13 protein-coding genes and 1 other RNA gene are annotated in these 21,540 nt (G+C 61.5%); 6 read left to right on the forward strand and 8 right to left on the reverse strand.

The genetic code is table 11. The features are described from left to right. Window positions 1–64: 64 nt before the first annotated feature. The gene (gene dnaX, locus J4D25_RS06085) at window positions 65–2,146 is read right to left on the reverse strand and encodes a DNA polymerase III subunit gamma/tau (RefSeq protein ID WP_057715681.1); all 2,082 of its coding nucleotides are present in this window, start codon (window positions 2,144–2,146) and stop codon (window positions 65–67) included. A 123-nt stretch (window positions 2,147–2,269) separates the two neighbouring features. Here dnaX and J4D25_RS06090 point away from each other — a divergent pair, with 123 nt between their 5' ends. After that, window positions 2,270–3,067, forward strand: a complete 798-nt coding sequence (locus tag J4D25_RS06090; RefSeq protein ID WP_057715682.1) for an ABC transporter substrate-binding protein — start codon at window positions 2,270–2,272, stop codon at window positions 3,065–3,067. 60 nt (window positions 3,068–3,127) lie between these two features. Here the strand turns inward: J4D25_RS06090 and ffs are convergent. The 6 genes from ffs to J4D25_RS06120 all read right to left on the reverse strand — a co-directional run bounded on the left by ffs (window position 3,128) and on the right by J4D25_RS06120 (window position 12,557). Next, window positions 3,128–3,224, reverse strand: an RNA gene (gene ffs / locus J4D25_RS06095) — signal recognition particle sRNA small type. A 111-nt stretch (window positions 3,225–3,335) separates the two neighbouring features. Next, the gene (locus tag J4D25_RS06100; RefSeq protein ID WP_057715683.1) at window positions 3,336–4,502 is read right to left on the reverse strand and encodes a putative zinc-binding metallopeptidase; all 1,167 of its coding nucleotides are present in this window, start codon (window positions 4,500–4,502) and stop codon (window positions 3,336–3,338) included. A 222-nt stretch (window positions 4,503–4,724) separates the two neighbouring features. Then, on the reverse strand, window positions 4,725–7,082 hold the full coding sequence (gene ligA / locus J4D25_RS06105; protein ID WP_057715684.1) for an NAD-dependent DNA ligase LigA: 2,358 nt from the start codon (window positions 7,080–7,082) through the stop codon (window positions 4,725–4,727). A 212-nt stretch (window positions 7,083–7,294) separates the two neighbouring features. Beyond that, the gene (gene zipA, locus J4D25_RS06110) at window positions 7,295–8,149 is read right to left on the reverse strand and encodes a cell division protein ZipA (RefSeq protein WP_008050196.1); all 855 of its coding nucleotides are present in this window, start codon (window positions 8,147–8,149) and stop codon (window positions 7,295–7,297) included. 257 nt (window positions 8,150–8,406) lie between these two features. After that, window positions 8,407–11,895, reverse strand: a complete 3,489-nt coding sequence (smc, locus tag J4D25_RS06115) for a chromosome segregation protein SMC (protein WP_057715685.1) — start codon at window positions 11,893–11,895, stop codon at window positions 8,407–8,409. 2 nt (window positions 11,896–11,897) lie between these two features. After that, window positions 11,898–12,557, reverse strand: coding sequence for a GntR family transcriptional regulator (locus J4D25_RS06120; RefSeq protein ID WP_057715686.1), 660 nt, complete (start codon window positions 12,555–12,557; stop codon window positions 11,898–11,900). Window positions 12,558–12,834: 277 nt separating this feature from the next. On the opposite strand from J4D25_RS06120, the gene xdhA reads away from it, so the two are divergent. From xdhA to guaD, 4 genes are all read left to right on the forward strand, one after another. Further along, window positions 12,835–14,289, forward strand: a complete 1,455-nt coding sequence (xdhA, locus tag J4D25_RS06125; RefSeq protein ID WP_057715687.1) for a xanthine dehydrogenase small subunit — start codon at window positions 12,835–12,837, stop codon at window positions 14,287–14,289. Next, window positions 14,282–16,681 carry a xanthine dehydrogenase molybdopterin binding subunit gene (gene xdhB, locus J4D25_RS06130; RefSeq protein ID WP_057715688.1) on the forward strand — a complete coding sequence of 800 codons (2,400 nt, stop codon included), beginning with the start codon at window positions 14,282–14,284 and terminating at the stop codon, window positions 16,679–16,681. Before xdhA ends, xdhB begins: the two co-directional genes overlap by 8 nt. Window positions 16,682–16,816: 135 nt before the next feature. Then, complete coding sequence (gene xdhC, locus J4D25_RS06135) at window positions 16,817–17,659, forward strand: xanthine dehydrogenase accessory protein XdhC (protein ID WP_057715689.1); 843 nt, start codon at window positions 16,817–16,819, stop codon at window positions 17,657–17,659. 8 nt (window positions 17,660–17,667) lie between these two features. Then, complete coding sequence (gene guaD / locus J4D25_RS06140; RefSeq protein WP_057715690.1) at window positions 17,668–18,972, forward strand: guanine deaminase; 1,305 nt, start codon at window positions 17,668–17,670, stop codon at window positions 18,970–18,972. Window positions 18,973–19,148: 176 nt separating this feature from the next. Here guaD and J4D25_RS06145 read toward each other — a convergent pair whose 3' ends face one another. Beyond that, entirely contained in the window at window positions 19,149–19,913 is a 765-nt protein-coding gene (locus J4D25_RS06145; RefSeq protein WP_007971481.1) for a GntR family transcriptional regulator, read from the reverse strand. A 355-nt stretch (window positions 19,914–20,268) separates the two neighbouring features. On the opposite strand from J4D25_RS06145, the gene J4D25_RS06150 reads away from it, so the two are divergent. Next, entirely contained in the window at window positions 20,269–21,483 is a 1,215-nt protein-coding gene (locus J4D25_RS06150) for a benzoate/H(+) symporter BenE family transporter (RefSeq protein ID WP_057715691.1), read from the forward strand. Window positions 21,484–21,540 lie beyond the last annotated feature (57 nt).

Here is a 21,540-nt window from a genome sequence, read left to right on the forward strand (position 1 = left end):
AATCACCTCAAAAGTACTTGGATTAAAACAGCGCCCGGCCCATGCGGCCAGGTGCCTTCAGTTATTAGCCCTGAGTGACCAGGGCGTCGACAGGTTCAATAGTATCGTTACGGACCACTGCACCGAACTGCTGCATCATTTGCTGGATGAACGGATCACCGTGGATCGATTCCTCTGCCTCGCGCTGACGGTTGGCGCGGCGGCGCGAAGCCGCTTGTGCCGGGGTTTCCTGCTCGGGCTTGATCAGCTCGATGCTCAGGGTCAGCGTGCGCTGGTGATACTGGTTCAGCGCATCGTTGAGGCGCCGCTGTTGAGTGGCGTTGAACAAGGCACTGTGGGCCGGGTCCAGGTGCATCAGCCAATTGTCGCCATCGACCGCGATCAGCGTGCAGTTGGCGGCGATACTGCCGGTCATGCCGGAGATCGGCAATTTCGGGAACAGCTCCAGCCATTGCAGGGCCAGACCGGTGGCCGGCATCGCCGCGGGCTCAGGCTCGGGCTCCGGAGCCGGGTCGGCGGCATGCTCGCTGGCCAGTTCGTCGAGGTAACTGTAGGCCGAATCCATGTCCGGCTCGATGTAATCCTCGTCCAGCGGCGGCTCGTCATCCAGGTCCATGCCCGGCGTCGCGGCATCGACGTCGGCCACCGAAGGTTCCGGGATCGGCGCGGCGGCCCACTCCGGGGCGTCCGGCACCACGCTGTCCGGCGTCGGCAACGGCATTGGCGGTAATTCGGGTTGTTCGCTGGCGGTTTCCAGCACCGGCTCTGCCGCCGGTTGCTGGACGGGCGCTGGCTCGACCGGGTCATTCCACGGCAGGTCGACAACCTCTTCGACCACGACCGCTTCAACCACAGGCACAGGCGCAGGTTCTGGCACAACGACTGGCGCAACCGGTTCCGGTGCAGGCACTGGAGCTGCCACTGGCGCAGCCGCTATCGGTGCAACGGCCGCAGCGACTACCGGCGCAACAACTGGCGCGGCAGCCACTGAGTTTGCGGAATCAACTGTGGCCTGGCTGATCCCCACTGGCTTTAGCGGTTGCCTCGGGGCATCCGCGGTGTCTGCGGGCCGGAACGCCAGCATCCGCAGCAACACCATTTCAAAACCGCCCCGGGGATCCGGCGCCAGCGGCAGGTCGCGGCGCCCGATCAGGCCCATCTGGTAGTAGAACTGCACGTCTTCGGCCGGCAACGCCTGGGCCAGTGCCAGCACGCGATCGCGGTCGCCGTGACCGTTATCGACACCTTCCGGCAAGGCCTGGGCGATGGCAACGCGGTGCAGCACATTGAGAATTTCCGAAAGCACGCCGTTCCAGTCCGGGCCTTGTTCGGCCAGATGGCGGACGGCTTCGAGCAACGCCTTGGCATCGCCTTCGATCAGGGCATGCAGGACGTCGTAGACCTGCCCGTGATCGAGGGTCCCGAGCATCGCCCGCACGTCGGCGGCCATGACCTTGCCTTCACCGAAGGCAATCGCCTGGTCGGTCAGGCTCATGGCATCACGCATCGACCCGTCGGCGGCACGGCCCAGCAGCCACAGCGCATCGTCTTCGAACGGCACGTTCTCGACACCCAGTACGTGGGTCAGGTGCTCGACAACGCGTTCCGGCGTCATGTTCTTCAGGGAGAACTGCAGGCACCGCGACAGAATCGTTGCAGGAAGTTTCTGCGGGTCAGTGGTCGCCAGGATGAACTTGACGTAGGGTGGCGGCTCTTCAAGGGTTTTGAGCAGTGCGTTGAAGGAATGGCTGGAGAGCATGTGCACTTCGTCGATCAGGTAGACCTTGAAGCGCCCGCGGCTCGGGGCGTACTGCACGTTGTCGAGCAGTTCGCGGGTATCTTCGACCTTGGTACGGCTCGCGGCGTCGATCTCGATCAGGTCGACAAAGCGGCCTTCGTCGATTTCGCGACACACCGAGCATTCGCCACAGGGGGTCGAAGTGATACCTGTCTCGCAGTTAAGGCATTTGGCAATGATCCGCGCGATGGTGGTCTTGCCGACCCCACGGGTACCGGTAAAGAGATAGGCGTGGTGCAGCCGCTGGCTGTCCAAGGCATTGATCAGAGCCTTGAGCACATGGGTCTGGCCGACCATTTCGCGGAACGAGCGCGGACGCCATTTACGTGCAAGAACCTGATAACTCATCGAAAACCGTCGCAGCGAAGGAAGCAGAAGCGGCTAATGCTAGCGGAGCAAGGGACAAATTGCATCCGGTGCGCTCGTGTATTGTGGCTAAGCTGCACATCGGGGGCTTTTAACGGAGTGTTTATGCGGCTGGCCTTGGGGGCATTGCTGTTGATCAGCCTGGACGGCGTGGCTGCGCAAGCACCGCTGCGCTTCGTGATATCCGACAGCTGGACCATGCCCATGGTGCAGCTTGAACGGGGCAAGCCGACCCAGGGCATCCTGTATGACGTGATGCTCAGCCTCGCGACTCAGGTCGGCGTGCCGGCCGAATTCCATGTGTTGCCTCGCGGGCGGGTGGAAAACGCCATGGCGCAAGGCGAGGTCGATGTCCGCTGTTATGCCGCGCAATCGTGGCTGCCCGATCAGCCTGACGATTATCTCTGGAGCATCCCGCTCTTCATTCAACCTGACTTGTTGATCACCCGGCATGCGCCGCCCGGCGCAGTCAACCCCGCCGACTTGCCGGAACAGCCCATTGGCACCGTGCTCGGTTACAGCTACCCGACCCTGCAGCCGCTGTTCGACACCGGCCAACTGCAGCGCGACGACGCACGCAATCAGGAACAAGTGCTGGAAAAGCTCCTGGCCGGCCGCAATCGCTATGCCGTCAGCAATCAATGGAGCCTGGACTGGTTCAATCACCGCCTGCTGCCGGAGCAGCAACTGCAAGGCGTGGCAGTGCTGCAGGAAAACCAAATCGGTTGCTACGTTCGCAACGACCCGAAGATCCCGGTGCAGAGCATCCTGCGCACCTTGGCGCGAATGAAGATGTCCGGGGAGATCGATGAGGTTGTTCGGCTGTATATCGGTGGCGAGCCTGCGGCTGTGGATAAACCGCAAACGGCAAAAAACCGCCCCGGAGAAGATCCTGGCAGCTAGCGAAAGTCTGATTTCAGAAAGATAACGCGAGAGAACACTCGCGTGGCGTTAAGGTGGTAACCCTACCAGCCACACCCCGGCACACAATGTCACCGCTGCGGCTGCTCCCTTCCAGGCCTGACCGGGTTCACGGCTGATCGTTGCGGGGGGACCGATAGGGTCACCATAACGACGCTCACCTGTCGGCGAGCCGCGCCATTGTACCTATCTGAGGCGAAGTTACAACCGTTGGTTTCGGATTAAAAACATGAGGGGCTTCAAGCACTTGCTATTGCGCCTCAAGCACCTCGTCCGCCCTGCCGCCCTCCTGCTGAATCACCAGGTGAATAAAGTGCAGCTTGGCAATGACCGCTGGCGGCAGGACGAACGGATAGAAATCCGGCTGCCCCATGCTGCGTGACAATTCGTTGAGCATGCCGGCCAGTTCGATCCAGGCATTGACGAACGACAGGAACGCCGCGCCGCCGGGATGCTGCGGATCGTAAAGGGTTTGAGGTGGAAACGGCTGATAGTCGAAGTCCATTTCCCGGGCACTCATGCCAAACCCCAGCGCGGTGTCCACCGCATCCATCATGTGCAGGTAATGCGCCCAGGTTTCCGCCCAGTCTTCCCACGGATGCATGGTCGCATAGGCGCTGACGTAGTGCTGCTGCCAGTCGAGCGGTGCGCCCTGCTGATAATGCCGCTCGAGGGCTTCGGCATAGCTGGCGCGCTCATCGCCGAACAATCCGCGAAAAGGCTCAAGCCACTGGCCATGGGCGATCAATCGATCCCAATAGTAGTGCCCGACTTCGTGACGAAAATGCCCGAGCAGCGTGCGATAGGGTTCGCGCATTTGCACTCGCACCTGCTCACGGTGCGCATCGTCGGCTTCCTTGATGTCGAGGGTGACCAGGCCATTGGCGTGCCCGGTAGTGGGTGGTTTGCCTTCGAGGTCCACGCCGATGAAATCGAAGGCAAGGCCCGCGTCTTCATCGACGGCTTTGGGAATCACCTGTAACCCCAGGCTGACCAGTTGCGCGACCAGACGCCGCTTGGCGGTTTCCACCTTGCGCCAGCGCTCGTGGTTGTCGGCTATCGATAGGTCAGGAATGGTGCGATTGAGGCTGCAGGCAATGCACAAGACGTCACGGTCATTGGCAGGCAGCAACCAATTACAGGCCGCCGGGGAGTCGAGATTGGCGCAGCGTCGAAACAGGCCCGCCCCGGGATCGGCATCCAGCCGCCAGGTGCCTGCCTGCACACCCGGTTGCAGCGCAGACAAGCGACTCCGCTCCGGCTGATAACCCAACGCCGCTGAACAGGCCAGGCACTGGCTGTTGCGAAAGAACAGCGACTGCCCGCAACGACAGGACCAGACCTTGCTGTTGCGCGAGCTTTCGCCCATGAACGGCGCGGCGATGCGCGAGCTGAGTTGCTCGAAGAAAGGGTACATGGCGATCTCTCCCTGGGGCTTGCCAAGACTAGATCATTACCGTGACAAGATCGTTCCCACACGCAAGACCATCCCTGACTGTGGCGAGGGGGCTTGCCCCCGTTCGGCTGCGCAGCAGTCGTGAATGCGGCTAGCTCGGAGTGTCAGCAAAGACAGTGTTTGCCGGTTTTAGGGTTGCTTCGCAACCCAACGGGGGCAAGCCCCCTCGCCACAGGGTTCGTGCTAGACCGGGATGTTGTGATCCTTCAGGAACGCCACAAACGCCTCTTCATCCAGCACCTTCAGCCCCAGCTCATTGGCCTTGGTCAACTTGGAGCCCGCACCCGGCCCAGCCACCACGCAATGGGTCTTGGCCGATACCGAGCCGGCGACCTTGGCGCCGAGGCTTTCGAGTTTGTCCTTGGCGATATCGCGGCTCATCAGCTCCAGCGAACCGGTCAGCACCCAGGTCTGCCCGGCCAGCGGCAAGCCTTCAACGACCTTCCTCTCGCTCTGCCAGTGCATGCCGAAATCAGCCAGTTGCTTCTCTGCCGCTTCGGCCAATTGGCGATTGGCCTCGACCGCGAAGAACTCGCGCACCGAATTGGCCTGTTTTTCCGGCAGCGCCTGGCGCATATCCAGCCAGTCAGCACCGATCACAGCCTGCAGCGAGCCGAATTTGTCCGCCAGTTTCTGCGCCCCGCCCGGCCCTACCAAGGGGATATGCAGTTTGTCGAGGAAACCGCCCAGCGTGGTGCTCGCCGAAAACTCGGCACCCAACTCGCCCTGATCCTGAATCTGCAGGCCATGCCTGAGCAAATCAGCGATCACCTGCTGGTTATGCTCATCCTCGAAGAAACTGTGGATCTCGTGCGCGACTTCCAGGCCAACATCCGGCAAGTACGTCAGCACCTGCGGCAAGGCCTGTTGCACCCGCTCCAACGAACCCAGGGAGCGGGCCAGGACCTTGGCTGTCTCCTCGCCGACATCAGGAATCCCCAGGGCGTAGATGAACCGCGCCAGCCCCGGCCTCTTGCTGTCTTCGATGGCGCCGAGCAGGTTCTTGCTCGACAGTTCGGCAAAGCCTTCCAGATCGACGATCTGCTCGAAGGTCAGGGCGTACAGATCCGCAGGCGAGCTCACCAGGCCTTCGTCGACCAGTTGCTCGACACTCTTCTCACCCAGGCCTTCAATGTCCATGGCGCGACGGGAAACGAAGTGAATGATGGCCTGTTTAAGCTGCGCGCCACAGGCCAGCCGGCCGACGCAGCGATACACCGCGCCTTCACTGACCGTTTCGCGCCCCTTGCTGCGCTTGATCAGTTGCGTGCGCTCGACATGGGAACCGCACACCGGACATTGCTCGGGGATCTGTACTGGCCGGGCGTTTTCCGGACGACGCTCCATGACCACTTGCACCACTTGCGGAATCACGTCACCGGCACGGCGGATGATCACCATGTCGCCGATCATCAGGCCCAGGCGCGCGACTTCGTCCATGTTGTGCAAGGTGGCGTTGGCCACCGTGACGCCCGCGACCTTGACCGGTTTCAGACGCGCCACCGGCGTCACCGCCCCGGTGCGGCCGACCTGGAATTCCACATCGAGCAGCTCGGTGAGCTCTTCCATCGCCGGGAATTTGTGGGCGATGGCCCAGCGCGGTTCGCGGGCGCGGAAACCCAGTTCGCGTTGGGAGGCAATGCTGTTGACCTTGAATACCACGCCGTCGATTTCATATGGCAGCGCGTTGCGACGCTCACCGATGTCGCGGTAGTAATCCAGGCACTCGGCGATACCGTGCGCCAGTTTCAACTCATGACTGATCGGCATGCCCCAAGCCTGGAGTTGCTGCAAATTGCCGATGTGCGTATCGGCGATGTCCGCCGATACCTGGCCGATGCCGTAGCAGCAGAACTCCAGCGGGCGATTGGCGGTGATCTTCGAGTCCAGCTGGCGCAAACTGCCCGCCGCCGCGTTGCGCGGGTTGGCGAAGGTCTTGCCGCCGACTTCCAGTTGCGTGGCGTTGAGCCGCTCGAAACCGGCCTTGGACATGAACACTTCGCCGCGCACCTCCAAGGTCGCCGGCCAGCCGGTGCCGTGCAGCTTGAGCGGAATGTTGCGTACGGTGCGCACGTTGACGCTGATGTCTTCGCCGGTGGTGCCATCGCCGCGGGTCGCGCCGCGCACCAGCACGCCATCCTGATACAGCAGGCTGACGGCCAGGCCATCAAGCTTGGGCTCACAGCTATATTCAACGGTTGCGCCGCCACCGAACAGGTCGCCCGCCGGCAGGTCCAGGCCTTCGGTCACCCGGCGGTCGAACTCACGCATGTCGGTTTCTTCGAAGGCGTTGCCGAGACTGAGCATCGGCACTTCGTGACGCACCTGGGTAAACGCCGACAGCGCCGCGCTGCCCACTCGCTGGGTTGGCGAGTCACTGGTGATCAGTTCGGGATTGGCCGCTTCCAGAGCCTTGAGCTCGCTGAACAAGCGGTCGTATTCGGCGTCCGGAATGCTCGGTTCGTCGAGCACGTGGTAACGATAGTTGTGCTGATCCAGCTCAGCGCGCAGCTCTAAAATACGGTTCTTGGCGGCGGTCATGGGTGTTCTCTCATAAAGCAAAAGAGCAGCCGAGGCTGCTCAATTTTCATATTTCGGCCCGGCAAGGGGCTGCATTTGTGGCGAGGGGGCTTGCCCCCGTTCGGCGGCGAAGCCGTCGCAATGCCGGAGAATTCGGTGTCGTGGATGGGGCTGCTTCGCAGCCCAACGGGGGCAAGCCCCCTCGCCACAAGAGCCCGCTCCAACCATTTCAATCAACGTTTCTGGGTCAGGGCGCGGCGTTCGAACTCGACAATGCGCTGACGGTAGTGCTCGATCGTCTGGGCGGTCAGCACGCTGCGCTGGTCGTCCTTGAGCTCACCGTTGAGCTCCTGGGACAGTTTACGCGCCGCTGCCACCATCACGTCGAAGGCTTGCTTCGGATGGCGAGGACCTGGCAGACCCAGGAAGAAACTCACCGCCGGGGTGCTGAAGTGGTCGATGTCGTCCAGGTCGAATACGCCAGGCTTGACGGCGTTGGCCATGGAGAACAGCACTTCACCGTTGCCGGCCATGCTTTCGTGGCGATGGAAAATATCCATCTCGCCGAAACGCAGGCCGCTCTCCAGAATGTTCTGCAACAGCGCCGGGCCCTTGAAGCCGGCAGCGTCGCGGCAGATCACGCTGATCACCAGCACTTCTTCAGCTTGCGGCTGATCCTTGTCGTTGACCGCTGGCGCGGACTTGGTGTCGTCCGGGAAATCGTCGTCGCGGCTGCTGAAGCTCGGGCCGCCGTCCAGATCCAGGCTGAGGTTCATGTCGCCCTGGGAAGGCTCGCTGTGGCCACGCTTGCCGCGTTTGGAGCCCGACTCGCGAGGCTCCCGGGCCGGCATGCTCACCGACGGCAGATCCTGCTCGTCCAGTTGCGGCTCTTTATGTGCGTCCAGCACGCGTGGCGGGCCCAGCAGCTCGGCGCTGCTGTCCTCGTCCGGCAGGTTGGACAGACTTCGATCAAGACGGAACTTCAGTTTTCCCTTGCCGCCGCGCATACGGCGCCAGCCATCGAAAAGAATACCGGCAATGACAATAATGCCGATGACGATCAGCCACTCGCGCAGACCGATTTCCATGTAATCCCGTGCCTCTATAAAAAATGCTGAAAAATAAGGGGTTTACAACCTGCAAACCGCTTTAAAACGTGGCGCCAACTCTATGTTCTGACAGGCGTTTTGCCCACGTATACGAAAAATTGACATTAAACTAGCACGACCAAAGGCAACTTTACACCGTCTACCACGTTGGCTAGCGCGAATATGTCGATTGGCCAGCAAGTCGAAGCCAGGAAAAGAGTCCTACAAGCCGCAAACACTCTTCCTACAACCCCGACTCAGGCATCCACCATCGCCATCGCCTCCTCGACATCCACCGCCACCAGTCGTGAACAACCGGGTTCGTGCATCGTCACACCCATCAGTTGTTCGGCCATTTCCATGGCGATCTTGTTGTGGGTGATATAGATGAACTGCACTGTCTGTGACATCTCTTTTACCAATCGCGCGTAGCGTCCAACGTTAGCGTCATCCAGTGGCGCGTCAACCTCATCGAGCATGCAGAACGGCGCCGGGTTCAACTTGAAGATCGCAAAAACCAGGGCCAATGCGGTCAGGGCCTTTTCGCCGCCGGAGAGCAAATGGATGGTGCTGTTCTTCTTTCCTGGCGGCTGCGCCATGATTGTTACCCCTGTATCGAGTAGATCTTCGCCCGTCAGTTCCAAATACGCGCGGCCTCCACCGAAAACTTTTGGGAAAAGTGCCTGTAAACCGCCATTGATCTGATCAAAGGTATCCTTGAAACGGTTGCGGGTTTCCTTGTCGATCTTGCGAATCACGTTTTCAAGGGTTTCAAGGGCTTCCACCAGATCGTCGTTCTGCGCATCCAGATAACGCTTACGCTCCGATTGTTGCTGGTACTCATCGATGGCCGCCAGGTTGATCGCGCCCAGACGCTGGATCCTGGCGGCGATGCGCTCGAGTTCTTCCTCAGCTTCCTTCTCGCTGGCCTCGGCAGTCAGCGTCGCGAGTACGCCGTGGAGATCGTAGCCGTCTTCCAGCAATTGGTCCTGCAAAGTCTTGCGGCGTACGGTCAGGGCTTGCCATTCCATGCGCTGGGTTTCGAGCTGGCTGCGAATCAACTGGGATTGCTGTTCGGCCTGGCTGCGGCGCTTCTCGGCGTCGCGCAGTTCGCGGTCGGCATCTTCGAGGGCGATCTGCGCGGTCTTGAGCTCTTCGTCGACGGTCATGCGCTTGTCGAGCAACTCCTCGAGTTTCAGGCGCAGCTCTTCCAGTGGCGCTTCGCCCTCCTCCAGATTGAGGCTCAGTTGCTCGCGTTTTTCGGTCAGCCGCTCGGACTGCATCTCCAGACGCTCCAGCGCCTGGCGCGTCGAATCATGCTGCGCCTTGAGCGAGCCCAGACGCACCGCCAGCTGATGGGCGTGATCCTTGTGCTGCCGCGCTTCCTGACGCACCCGGTCCAGACGCTCACGCAGGCTGTCGCGCTGGGCCAGCAGCAACTCACGCTGCTCGGTGTCCTGCGCCATGCTGTCGAGGGCTTCCTGCAATTGCAGGCGCGCTTCGCCGATGTTTTCGTGTTCCAGCGCTCGCTGCTCATCGAGTTCGATGAGCTCTTCGTCGAGGCGGGTACGGCGCAGGGTCAATTGTTCGGCCTTGGCCTTGCCGGCGGACAATTGAGCCTTCAATTCACCTTGCTGACGCGCTTCGTCCTGCAGCAAACGGCGCAGATGTTCGCGACCGTTCTCCTGCTGACGCTGCTGCGCCCTGAGATTCTGCAGACGGGTTTCCAGGGATTCGACAGCGGCTTCGCGTTCTTCGCGCTCCAGGCCCAGTTGCTGGATTTCCTGACCCCGGGCGAGCACGCCGCTTTCCGCTTCACTGGCCCGACGCACCCGCAGAAAATGCCGACCGACCCAGTAACCGTCGCGGCTGATCAGGCTCTGCCCGGCAGCCAATTGACTGCGCAAGGCCAAGGCCTGTTCCAGGCTGTTCACCGGTTTGACCTGCCCCAGCCATGGCGACAGATCGAGCTGCGCCTCGACCTTGTCCAGCAGGCTGCCCGGCACCCGTACGCCATCGCTGGACGGGCTGAGCAAGCGCAAGTCGCCCTGGGCAAACCCGGACAGATCGAAATCGTTGAAATCGTCCACCAGCACCGCTTGCAGGTCGGCACCCAGCACGGTTTCCACCGCCAGTTCCCAACCGGCCTCAACCTTCAGGCCTTCTGCCAGGCGCGGGCGATTCGCAAGATTCTGTTCGCGCAGCCATTCGGCGGTACCGGTGCCCGGGTCGAGCGCGGCTTGCTGCAAAGCTTCGAGTGAAGCCAGTCGACCGTTGAGGCGCTGCAAATCGCCTTGCGCCTGCTGCTGCGCGGTCAGCGCTTGCTGCAATTCCTGACGCAACTGCTCAAGCTTTTCGACCTGGGCTTCTTCGCTGGTCTGCAAATCCTCGAGCGTCGCTTCGGATTCGGCGAGCTGCTCGCTGAGCGCCATGATCGCCGCGTCTTCCGGGTCCGCCGAGAGCAAGGCGCGTTCTTCGCCAAGACGCTTCTGGCGATCGGCCAGGCGCTCCAGGCTGGTTTCCAGTTGCTGGATCCGCGATTGCTGCACTTCGGCCTGACGGCGCGGCTCGGCGGCGGTGAGGTTGAACGTATCCCACTGCTCTTGCCAGCCGTGCATGGTGGTTTCGGATTCTTCCAGCGCGGCAGCGGCCTCTTCGGCGGCGGCGCTGGTGACTTCCTGCTCCGGGGTGAGCATGTCCAGCTCTTCGCCGAGGGTCAGCAGCAGCGTGCGGTCGTGGCCCAGGTGCGATTCGGTTTCCAGGCGCGCGCGCTCGGCCTCTTTCAGGTCATCCTGCAACTGGCGCAAACGCTGCTGACCGTGCTGGATGCTCTGCTCGACCCGGGCAATGTCGCCGCCGACCGAGTAGAAGCGCCCCTGCACCAGGTTGAAGCGCTCCGACAGGTCGTGGTGCCCGTCACGCAGGCGCTCGATGCTTGCGTCGGCATTGCGCTGTTCGGCCACCAAGGCTTCGAAAGAAACTTCCTGGTTGCCGATGATCGCTTCACGCTGGCCGACCTGATCGTTCAGCGCCTGCCAGCGCAGGGCCGACAGCTGGGCCTTGAGCTGACGCTCCTCGCCCTTGAATTCCTGATACTTCTTGGCGGCCTCGGCCTGGCGGTGCAAGCGTTCGAGCTGACGCTCAAGCTCTTCGCGCAGGTCGGTCAGGCGCTCAAGGTTCTCGTGGGTGCGGCGGATGCGGTTTTCCGTCTCGCGCCGGCGCTCCTTGTACTTGGAGATACCCGCGGCTTCTTCGATGAAGTTGCGCAGGTCTTCGGGCTTGGACTCGATCAGCTTGGAGATCATCCCCTGCTCGATGATCGAATAGCTGCGCGGGCCAAGGCCGGTGCCGAGGAAGATGTCGGTGATGTCGCGGCGCCGGCATTTGGTGCCGTTGAGGTAATAGGTAGTCTGGCTGTCGCGGGTTACTTTGCGGCGAATGGAGATTTCCGCATAAGCGGCGTACTCCCCGAGCAAGGTGCCGTCGGAGTTGTCGAACACCAGTTCGATACTCGCCTGGCTCACCGGCTTGCGGCTGGTGGAGCCGTTGAAGATGACGTCGGTCATCGATTCGCCGCGCAGGTTCTTCGCCGAACTCTCACCCATCACCCAGCGCACGGCGTCGATGATGTTCGATTTGCCGCAGCCATTGGGCCCGACCACCGCCGCCATGTTACTGGGGAAGTTCACCGTGGTCGGGTCGACGAAGGATTTGAACCCCGCCAGCTTGATGCACTTGAGCCGCACCCTCAGGCGTCCGTCAGGGCAGAGATCACCAGATCGCAACTGCGCTGGGCGTAAGCCGTCAGCACTTCACGAATCTGCACAAAGTCACGGGCCAGCACCGCAGCGAGCAAGCGTTCGAACAGTTCGAGGAATTCGCTCATCGACGCTTTGCGCTGCTCCAGCGCGAGAAAATAGGCACGGCTCATGGCCGGCTGCAGATTCTCGACTGTCTCCTGCAAGTACGGGTTGTTGGCGAACGGGTACGCGGCGCGCATCACGTTGAAGCTGTCGTCGACGAAAGTGCGGATGTCCTGACGCTCGTAGCTGGCAGTCAGGCGTTGCTGGATCTGCACGAACGGCGCCATGTCGGCCTGGGTTTTCCAGCCGCTGGCCACGGAGTTACCGAGCAGGATATAGAGTTCGCTCATCAGCGTGCACAGGCTCTGCACCTTGTGCGGCGTGAGCTCGGTGACGTGGGCGCCACGTCGCGGCAGGATCGCGATCAGGTGCCGACGCTCGAGGATCAGCAAGGCCTCGCGGACCGAACCGCGGCTGACGTTGAGGGCCAGCGTGACCTTCTGTTCCTGGATGCGCTCTCCGGGCTTCATTTCGCCGCGAATGATGCGTTCGGCGAGGTGGTGAGCGATTTGCTCGGCGAGGCTGTCCGGCGCCTTGAACGTCATGGTTGTCCTTCAAACTCTTTGATCTGTACAAGCGGCGCAGTGTAGCGCAATTGCTTCGTCAGGGCGGAGTGCCCGCCCGGAGGTTTTTGGCACGATTCAAGCAAATTCAAGCAAAAAAGCAGGCTATCGAACCAGCGACAATAATTAAGGAACAGGTGGTTAATCGACAAATTGCAATTTCCTGACCTTTAAGTCAGAAAATCATTGACCGAAAAGTCAGACCTGCTAAATTCAGTTCCTATCGGTTAACAACAATAATGAGTCTGCGAGGCCTTCCGTGATCCAGTTTTTACTAAACCAGGAACTCCGTAGCGAGCACGCCCTGGACCCGAACCTGACCGTGCTCAATTATCTGCGCGACCATGTGGGCAAGCCCGGCACCAAAGAAGGCTGCGCCAGCGGTGACTGCGGCGCCTGCACCGTGGTGGTCGGCGAATTGCAGACCGATGATGACGGCCGCGAACACATTCGCTATCGCAGCCTCAACTCGTGCCTGACCTTCGTGTCGTCCCTGCACGGCAAGCAACTGATCAGCGTCGAAGACCTCAAGCACAAAGGTGAACTGCACAGCGTGCAGAAAGCCATGGTCGAGTGCCACGGCTCGCAATGCGGCTTCTGCACCCCCGGTTTCGTGATGTCGCTGTTTGCCCTGCAAAAGAACAGCGATGCACCGGATCATGCCAAGGCCCACGAAGCACTGGCCGGCAACCTCTGCCGTTGCACCGGCTACCGGCCGATCCTGGAAGCCGCCGAGCAGTCCTGCTGCGCCAAGCAACCGGACCAGTTCGACGCCCGCGAAGCCGACACCATCGCACGCCTGAAAGCCATTGCCCCGACCGATATCGGCGAACTCAACAGCGGCGACAAGCGCTGCCTGGTGCCGCTGACCGTGGCCGACCTGGCCGACCTCTACGACGCTTATCCACAGGCCCGCCTGCTGGCCGGCGGTACTGACCTTGCGCTGGAAGTCACGCAGTTCCACCGCACCCTGCCGGTGATGATCTACGTCGGCAACGTCGCCGAGATGAAGCGCATCGACCGCTTTGACGATCGCCTGGAAATCGGCGCCGCCACGTCCCTGTCCGATTGCTACGAGGCCTTGAACGCCGAGTACCCGGACTTCGGTGAATTGCTGCACCGCTTCGCGTCCTTGCAGATCCGCAACCAGGGCACCCTGGGCGGCAACATCGGCAACGCCTCGCCGATTGGTGACTCGCCGCCCCTGCTGATCGCCCTCGGCGCGCAAATCGTGCTGTGCAAAGGCGAAACCCGCCGTACCCTGGCGCTGGAAGATTACTTCATCGATTACCGTGTCACTGCGCGCCAGGAAAGCGAGTTTATTGAGAAGATCATCGTGCCCCGCGCCAGCGTCGAAAAACTGTTCCGTGCCTACAAGGTTTCCAAGCGCCTGGACGATGACATCTCGGCAGTCTGCGCCGCCTTCAACATTCGCCTGGAAAACGGCGTCGTCGCTGAAGCCCGCGTCGCCTTCGGCGGCATGGCCGCCATCCCGAAACGCGCCGCAGCCTGCGAAGCCGCATTGCTCGGTTCGCCATTCAACAACGCCACTGTCGAACGCGCCTGCGCTGCCCTGGCCGAAGACTTCACGCCGCTCTCGGACTTCCGCGCCAGCAAGGAATATCGCCTGCTCAGCGCACAGAACCTGCTGCGCAAATACTTCATCGAACTGCAAACACCGCACATCGAGACTCGGGTGACCGCTTATGTCTAATCATCACGCCGTAGAGAAGACCCAAGCCGAATTGGCTGAACTGTTCGCCAAGGACCTGACCACCGGTGTCGGCCGCAGCGTCAAGCACGACAGCGCCGCCAAGCATGTGGCCGGTGAAGCGCAGTACATCGACGACCGCCTGGAGTTTCCGAACCAGTTGCACGTTTATGCGCGCATGTCGGACCGTGCCCACGCCCGGATCATCAGCATCGACACTTCGCCCTGCTACGCCTTTGAAGGCGTGCGCATCGCCATCACCCACGAGGACGTGCCAGGCCTGAAGGACATCGGTCCGCTGCTGCCGGGCGATCCGCTGCTGGCGATCGATACCGTGCAATTCGTCGGTCAACCGGTGATCGCCGTGGCGGCGAAAGACCTGGAAACCGCGCGCAAGGCGGCGATGGCCGCGATCATCGAATACGAAGACCTGGAGCCTGTGCTGGACGTGGTCGAAGCCCTGCGCAAACGCCACTTCGTACTCGACAGCCACACCCACAAACGCGGCGATTCGGCCACTGCGCTGGCCACTGCCGAACATCGCATCCAGGGCACGCTGCACATTGGTGGCCAGGAACACTTCTACCTGGAAACCCAGATCTCTTCGGTGATGCCGACCGAAGACGGCGGCATGATCGTCTACTGCTCCACGCAGAACCCCACCGAAGTGCAGAAGCTGGTGGCAGAAGTGCTGGACGTGTCGATGAACAAAATCGTTGTCGACATGCGCCGCATGGGCGGTGGTTTCGGCGGCAAGGAAACCCAGGCGGCCAGCCCGGCATGCCTGTGCGCGGTGATCGCGCACCTCACCGGCCAGCCGACCAAGATGCGTCTGCCACGGGTCGAAGACATGCTGATGACCGGCAAGCGTCACCCGTTCTATGTCGAGTACGACGTGGGCTTCGACAGCACCGGCCGCCTGCACGGCATCAACCTGGAACTGGCCGGCAACTGCGGTTGTTCCCCTGACCTGTCGGCGTCGATCGTCGACCGCGCGATGTTCCACTCGGACAACTCGTACTACCTGGGCGATGCGACCATCAACGGTCACCGCTGCAAGACCAACACCGCGTCGAACACCGCCTACCGTGGTTTCGGCGGCCCGCAAGGCATGGTCGCCATCGAAGAAGTGATGGATGCCATCGCCCGTCACTTGGCCCTTGATCCGTTGGCGGTGCGCAAGGCCAACTACTACGGCAAGACCGAGCGCAACGTCACCCACTACTACCAGACCGTCGAGCACAACATGCTCGAGGAAATGACCGCGGAACTGGAAAAAAGCAGCCAATATGCCGAGCGCCGCGAAGCGATCCGTCGCTACAACGCCAACAGCCCGATCCTGAAAAAGGGCCTGGCGCTGACCCCGGTGAAATTCGGTATTTCCTTCACCGCCAGCTTCCTCAACCAGGCCGGTGCCCTGGTGCACGTCTACACCGACGGCAGCATCCACCTGAACCACGGTGGCACCGAAATGGGCCAGGGCCTGAACACCAAGGTCGCGCAAGTCGTGGCCGAAGTGTTCCAGGTGGAAATGGACCGCGTGCAGATCACCGCGACCAACACCGACAAAGTACCGAACACCTCGCCGACCGCCGCGTCCAGCGGTGCCGACCTGAACGGCAAGGCCGCGCAGAACGCCGCCGAAACCATCAAGCAACGCCTGGTGGAATTCGCGGCTCGCCAGTACAAGGTCAGCGAAGAGGACGTGGAATTCCACAACGGCCACGTTCGGGTTCGCGATCACATCCTGACCTTCGAAGCGCTGATCCAGCAGGCGTATTTCGCCCAGGTGTCGCTGTCGAGCACCGGCTTCTACAAGACCCCGAAAATCTACTACGACCGCAGCCAGGCTCGCGGCCGTCCGTTCTACTACTTCGCCTTTGGCGCGGCGTGCTGCGAAGTGCTGGTCGACACCCTGACCGGCGAATACAAGATGCTGCGCACCGACATCCTCCACGACGTCGGCGCCTCGCTGAACCCGGCCATCGACATCGGTCAGGTCGAGGGCGGTTTCATCCAGGGCATGGGCTGGCTGACCATGGAAGAGCTGGTGTGGAACAACAAGGGCAAGCTGATGACCAACGGCCCGGCCAGCTACAAGATCCCGGCCGTGGCGGACATGCCGCTGGACCTGCGGGTGAAGCTGGTGGAAAACCGCAAGAACCCCGAAGACACGGTGTTCCATTCCAAGGCTGTGGGCGAGCCGCCGTTCATGCTCGGCATCGCCTCGTGGTGTGCGATCAAGGACGCCGTGGCGAGCCTGGGCGATTACCGGCATCAACCGAAAATCGACGCCCCGGCGACGCCGGAGCGAGTGTTGTGGGGCTGTGAGCAGATGCGTCAGTTGAAGATGGCGAAGGCTGTCGAGACTGAGACCGAGTTGGCTTCGCTCTAGGACCGAGGTGCGGCTATCGCGAGCAAGCTCGCTCCCACAGGGTTATGTGCTGACTGATGGACCTGTACAAATCCAATGTGGGAGCGAGCTTGCTCGCGATGGCGGACTAACAGACACACAGATGTCGAGGTGAACATGTACAACTGGATCGACGCCCTCGCCGACCTGCAAAACCAGGGTGAGCCCTGCGTGCTGGTTACCATCATCGAAGAGCTCGGCTCGACGCCGCGCAACGCTGGCTCGAAGATGGTCATCAGCGCGAACCAGAGCTTCGACACCATCGGTGGCGGGCACCTGGAATACAAGGCCATGAAGATCGCTCGCGAGATGCTCGCCAGCGGCAAGCAGGACACCCATCTGGAGCGCTTCAGCCTCGGCGCCAGCCTCGGCCAGTGCTGCGGTGGCGCGACCGTATTGCTGTTCGAACCGATGGGCCAGGTTCAGGCGCAGATCGCCGTGTTCGGTGCCGGCCACGTCGGCCGCGCGCTGGTGCCACTGCTGGCCAGCCTGCCCTGCCGGGTGCGCTGGATCGATTCGCGGGAAGATGAATTCCCCGAGCAGATCCCCCATGGCGTGCGCAAGATCGTCAGCGAAGAACCGGTGGATGAAATCGATGATCTGCCGGCCGGCAGCTACTACATCGTGATGACCCACAACCATCAACTCGACCTCGAACTGACCGCTGCGATCCTCAAGCGCAACGACTTCGCCTACTTCGGCCTGATCGGTTCGAAGACCAAACGGGTGAAGTTCGAACATCGCCTGCGCGACCGCGGTTTCGACAACAGCGTCGTGCAACGCATGCGCTGCCCGATGGGCATCGGCGAAGTCAAAGGCAAGCTGCCTGTGGAAATCGCCATCTCCATCGCCGGCGAAATCATCGCCACCTATAACGCGAACTTCGGCCAGCAAACCTCCAGCGCCGGATCGATTGCCAAACTGCTGCCTGCCTCACGCCGCAGCCAAGCCTCCAACTGAGAATTCTCATGCCTCTGACTCGCAAAGCCTACCGCGCCGCCATCCTGCACAGCATCGCCGACCCAGCCGTCGTTGGCATCGAAGCCTCCTACGAGTATTTCGAAGACGGCTTGCTGGTTGTGGATAACGGCCAGATCAGCGCCCTCGGTCACGCCAGCGAACTGCTGCCGACCCTGCCGGCTGACGTCGAAATCACCCACTACCAGGATGCACTGATCACCCCCGGCTTCATCGACACCCACATCCACCTGCCGCAAACCGGCATGGTCGGCGCCTATGGCGAGCAACTGCTGGACTGGCTCAACACCTACACCTTCCCGTGCGAAAGCCAGTTCGCCGACAAAGCCCACGCCGACCAGGTCGCGGACATTTTCATCAAGGAACTGCTGCGCAACGGCACCACCACTGCGCTGGTATTCGGCAGCGTGCACCCGCAATCGGTGAACTCGTTCTTCGAAGCGGCCCAGCAGCTCGACCTGCGGATGATCGCCGGCAAGGTGATGATGGACCGCAACGCCCCGGACTACCTGACCGACACCGCCGAATCCAGCTACGTCGAAAGCAAGGCGCTGATCGAGCGCTGGCACGGCAAGGGTCGCCTGCACTACGCGGTCACCCCACGCTTCGCACCGACCAGCACCCCGGAACAGCTCACCCTGGCCGGCCAGTTACTGACTGAATACCCGGATCTGTACATGCAGACCCACATCAGCGAAAACCTCAAGGAAATCGAGTGGGTCAAGGCGCTTTTCCCGGAGCGCAAGGGTTACCTGGACGTCTACGATCACTACCAGTTGCTCGGCGAGCGCTCAGTGTTCGCCCACGGTGTGCACCTGTGCGATGACGAGTGCGCGCGACTGGCAGAAACAGGTTCGGCCATCTCGTTCTGCCCGACCTCGAACTTCTTCCTCGGCAGCGGCCTGTTCAACCTGCCGATGGCCGAGAAGCACAAGCTCAATGTCGGTATCGGCACCGATGTGGGTGGTGGCACCAGTTTCTCGCTGCTGCAAACCCTCAACGAAGCCTACAAGGTCATGCAACTGCAAGGTGCACGCCTGAGCCCGTTCAAGTCGCTGTACCTGGCCACCCTCGGCGGCGCCCGCGCATTGCGCCTGGAAGACAAGATCGGCAACCTGCAACCGGGCACCGACGCCGACTTCCTGGTGCTGGACTACAACGCCACGCCGCTGCTGAGCTATCGCCTGAAGCAGGCCAATAACATCGCCGAGACATTGTTTGTGTTGATGACCCTGGGGGATGACCGGACTGTGCTGCAGACCTATGCGGCGGGGAACCTGGTGCATCAGCGATAAAATTTGCGCCCATAAAAAAATCCCCCGTGATCATCAGATTCCGGGGGATTTTTTATGCCCTATACCTGTAGGAGCGAGCCTGCTCGCGATGAACCTGAGGGCGCCACGGGGTGTCAGGCTTCCCGCGTAATCGTTAACGACCATCGCGAGCAGGCTCGCTCCTACAGGGGGCGGTGTCAGATTTTCGCGGGCGAACGCCCAGGCTTCTTGGTCTGCAACAAATGCGAGAACACCGCATGCAGATCATCCGACGCACTTTCCTCATCGAGGTTGAGTTTGCTGTCGATGTGATCCATGTGATGCATCATCAGGTTTACCGCCAGTTCAGCGTCGCGCTTTTCGATGGCGTCGATCAACTGGGTGTGCTCGTCGTAGGAGCAATGGGAACGGTTGCCGCTTTCGTACTGGGCGATGATCAGCGACGTCTGGGACACCAGGCTGCGCTGGAAGCTGATCAACGGGGCGTTTTTCGCCGCTTCGGCCAGTTTCAGGTGAAACTCGCCCGACAGACGGATACCGGCACCGCGATCACCGCGCGAGAAGCTGTCGCGTTCATCGTTGACCATCTGGCGCAACTCGGCAATCTGCTCGGCGGTAGCGTGCTGAACCGCCAATTCGGTGATCGCACGCTCGACCAGACGGCGGGCCATGAACACCTGACGGGCTTCTTCGACGCTCGGGCTGGCGACCACGGCGCCGCGATTCGGACGCAGCAGCACCACGCCTTCATGGGCCAGGCGCGACAAGGCGCGGCGAATGATGGTGCGGCTGACCCCGAAAATTTCCCCCAGCGCTTCTTCGCTCAACTTGGTGCCGGGCGCCAGACGCTGCTCGAGGATGGCCTCGAAGATATGCGCGTAGACAATATCGTCCTGGGTACCGCTGCGGCCGGCTTTGCCTGCTCGCGGTTGTTTCTTTAGGGGTTGCAACTGTTCGTTCATGGGCACTCGAGTCGGAAGAACTGCGGCGAATTGACCGTGACTGTAATACGGCACAGTGGGTCGCTGGCAAGTATCGCGTAAAAAACACTGCGATTGTACACAATGGAGGGTGGCAACACGACTGTACGGCTGAATGTTGCCTCGGCTGTATTGCAACGTCTGGTTACTTTTGAGTTTAGGCTTGTTCGCAGAATCCGCCTTTGTAACGCGATCCCTGTGGGAGCGAGCTTGCTCGCGATGGCGGCGTCACATTCAGCACTTCTGTTGGCTGATCCACCGTTATCGCGAGCAAGCTCGCTCCCACAGAGCTCGTGTTGCAGCGGACATCTTCATCTGTAAAAGGAACACCGCCGTCATGAACGACGCCACCCACACGCAAATCCGCCCGTTGGCCGACACCTCGCCCTCGGCCATCGTCGCCGGCTTCATCGCCATGATGACCGGCTACACCAGCTCCCTGGTGCTGATGTTCCAGGCCGGGCAAGCGGCGGGCCTGAGCAGCGGGCAGATTTCTTCGTGGATCTGGGCGATTTCCATCGGCATGGCGGTGTGCTCCATCGGCCTGTCCTTGCGTTATCGCACGCCGATCACCATTGCCTGGTCGACCCCGGGCGCAGCGCTGTTGATCACCAGCCTGGGCGGCGTGAGCTACGGCGAAGCCATTGGTGCCTATATTACCTGCGCGGTGCTGGTGACGATTTGCGGGCTGACCGGCAGCTTCGAACGACTGGTGAAAAAGATTCCGGCATCCCTGGCCGCCGCCCTGCTGGCGGGAATCCTGTTCAAGATCGGCAGCGAGATTTTCGTCGCAGCGCAACACCGCACTGCCCTGGTACTGGGGATGTTCGTCACTTATCTGGTGGTCAAGCGCCTGTCGCCGCGCTATGCGGTGTTGGCGGCATTGCTGATCGGCACGGCATTGTCAGGGTTCATGGGGTTACTGGACTTCAGCGACTTCCACCTGGAAGTGGCCACGCCGGTCTGGACCACACCGCATTTCTCCCTGGCCGCGACCATCAGCATCGGCATCCCGCTGTTTGTCGTCGCCATGACCTCACAAAACATGCCCGGCATCGCCGTATTGCGCGCCGATGGTTACACGGTACCCGCCTCGCCGCTGATCACCACCACCGGCATCGCCAGTTTACTGTTGGCACCGTTCGGTTCCCACGGGATCAACCTGGCGGCGATCAGCGCAGCGATCTGCACCGGTCCGCACGCCCATGAAGACCGTAACAAGCGCTACACCGCGGCGGTCTGGTGCGGGATCTTCTACGGGATTGCCGGCGTGTTCGGCGCGACGCTCGCGGCATTGTTTGCCGCGCTGCCCAAGGAACTGGTGCTGTCGATTGCGGCGCTGGCGCTGTTCGGCTCGATCATCAATGGCTTGAGCATCGCCATGAGCGAAGTGAAGGAACGTGAAGCGGCGCTGATCACCTTCATGGTCACCGCATCGGGGCTGACGCTGTTTTCCATCGGTTCGGCGTTCTGGGGGATTGTCGCGGGGGTGGTGACGCTGCTGATCCTGAACTGTAGGAGCGAGCTTGCTCGCGATGGTCGTCAACGATAACGCCGGGAACCTGAGACCCCGCAGCGCTCTCAGGTTCATCGCGAGCAAGCTCGCTCT

The organism is Pseudomonas sp. GW456-L13 (assembly GCF_017350115.1).
In the GTDB taxonomy this organism is placed as follows: Bacteria; Pseudomonadota; Gammaproteobacteria; order Pseudomonadales; family Pseudomonadaceae; genus Aquipseudomonas; species Aquipseudomonas jessenii.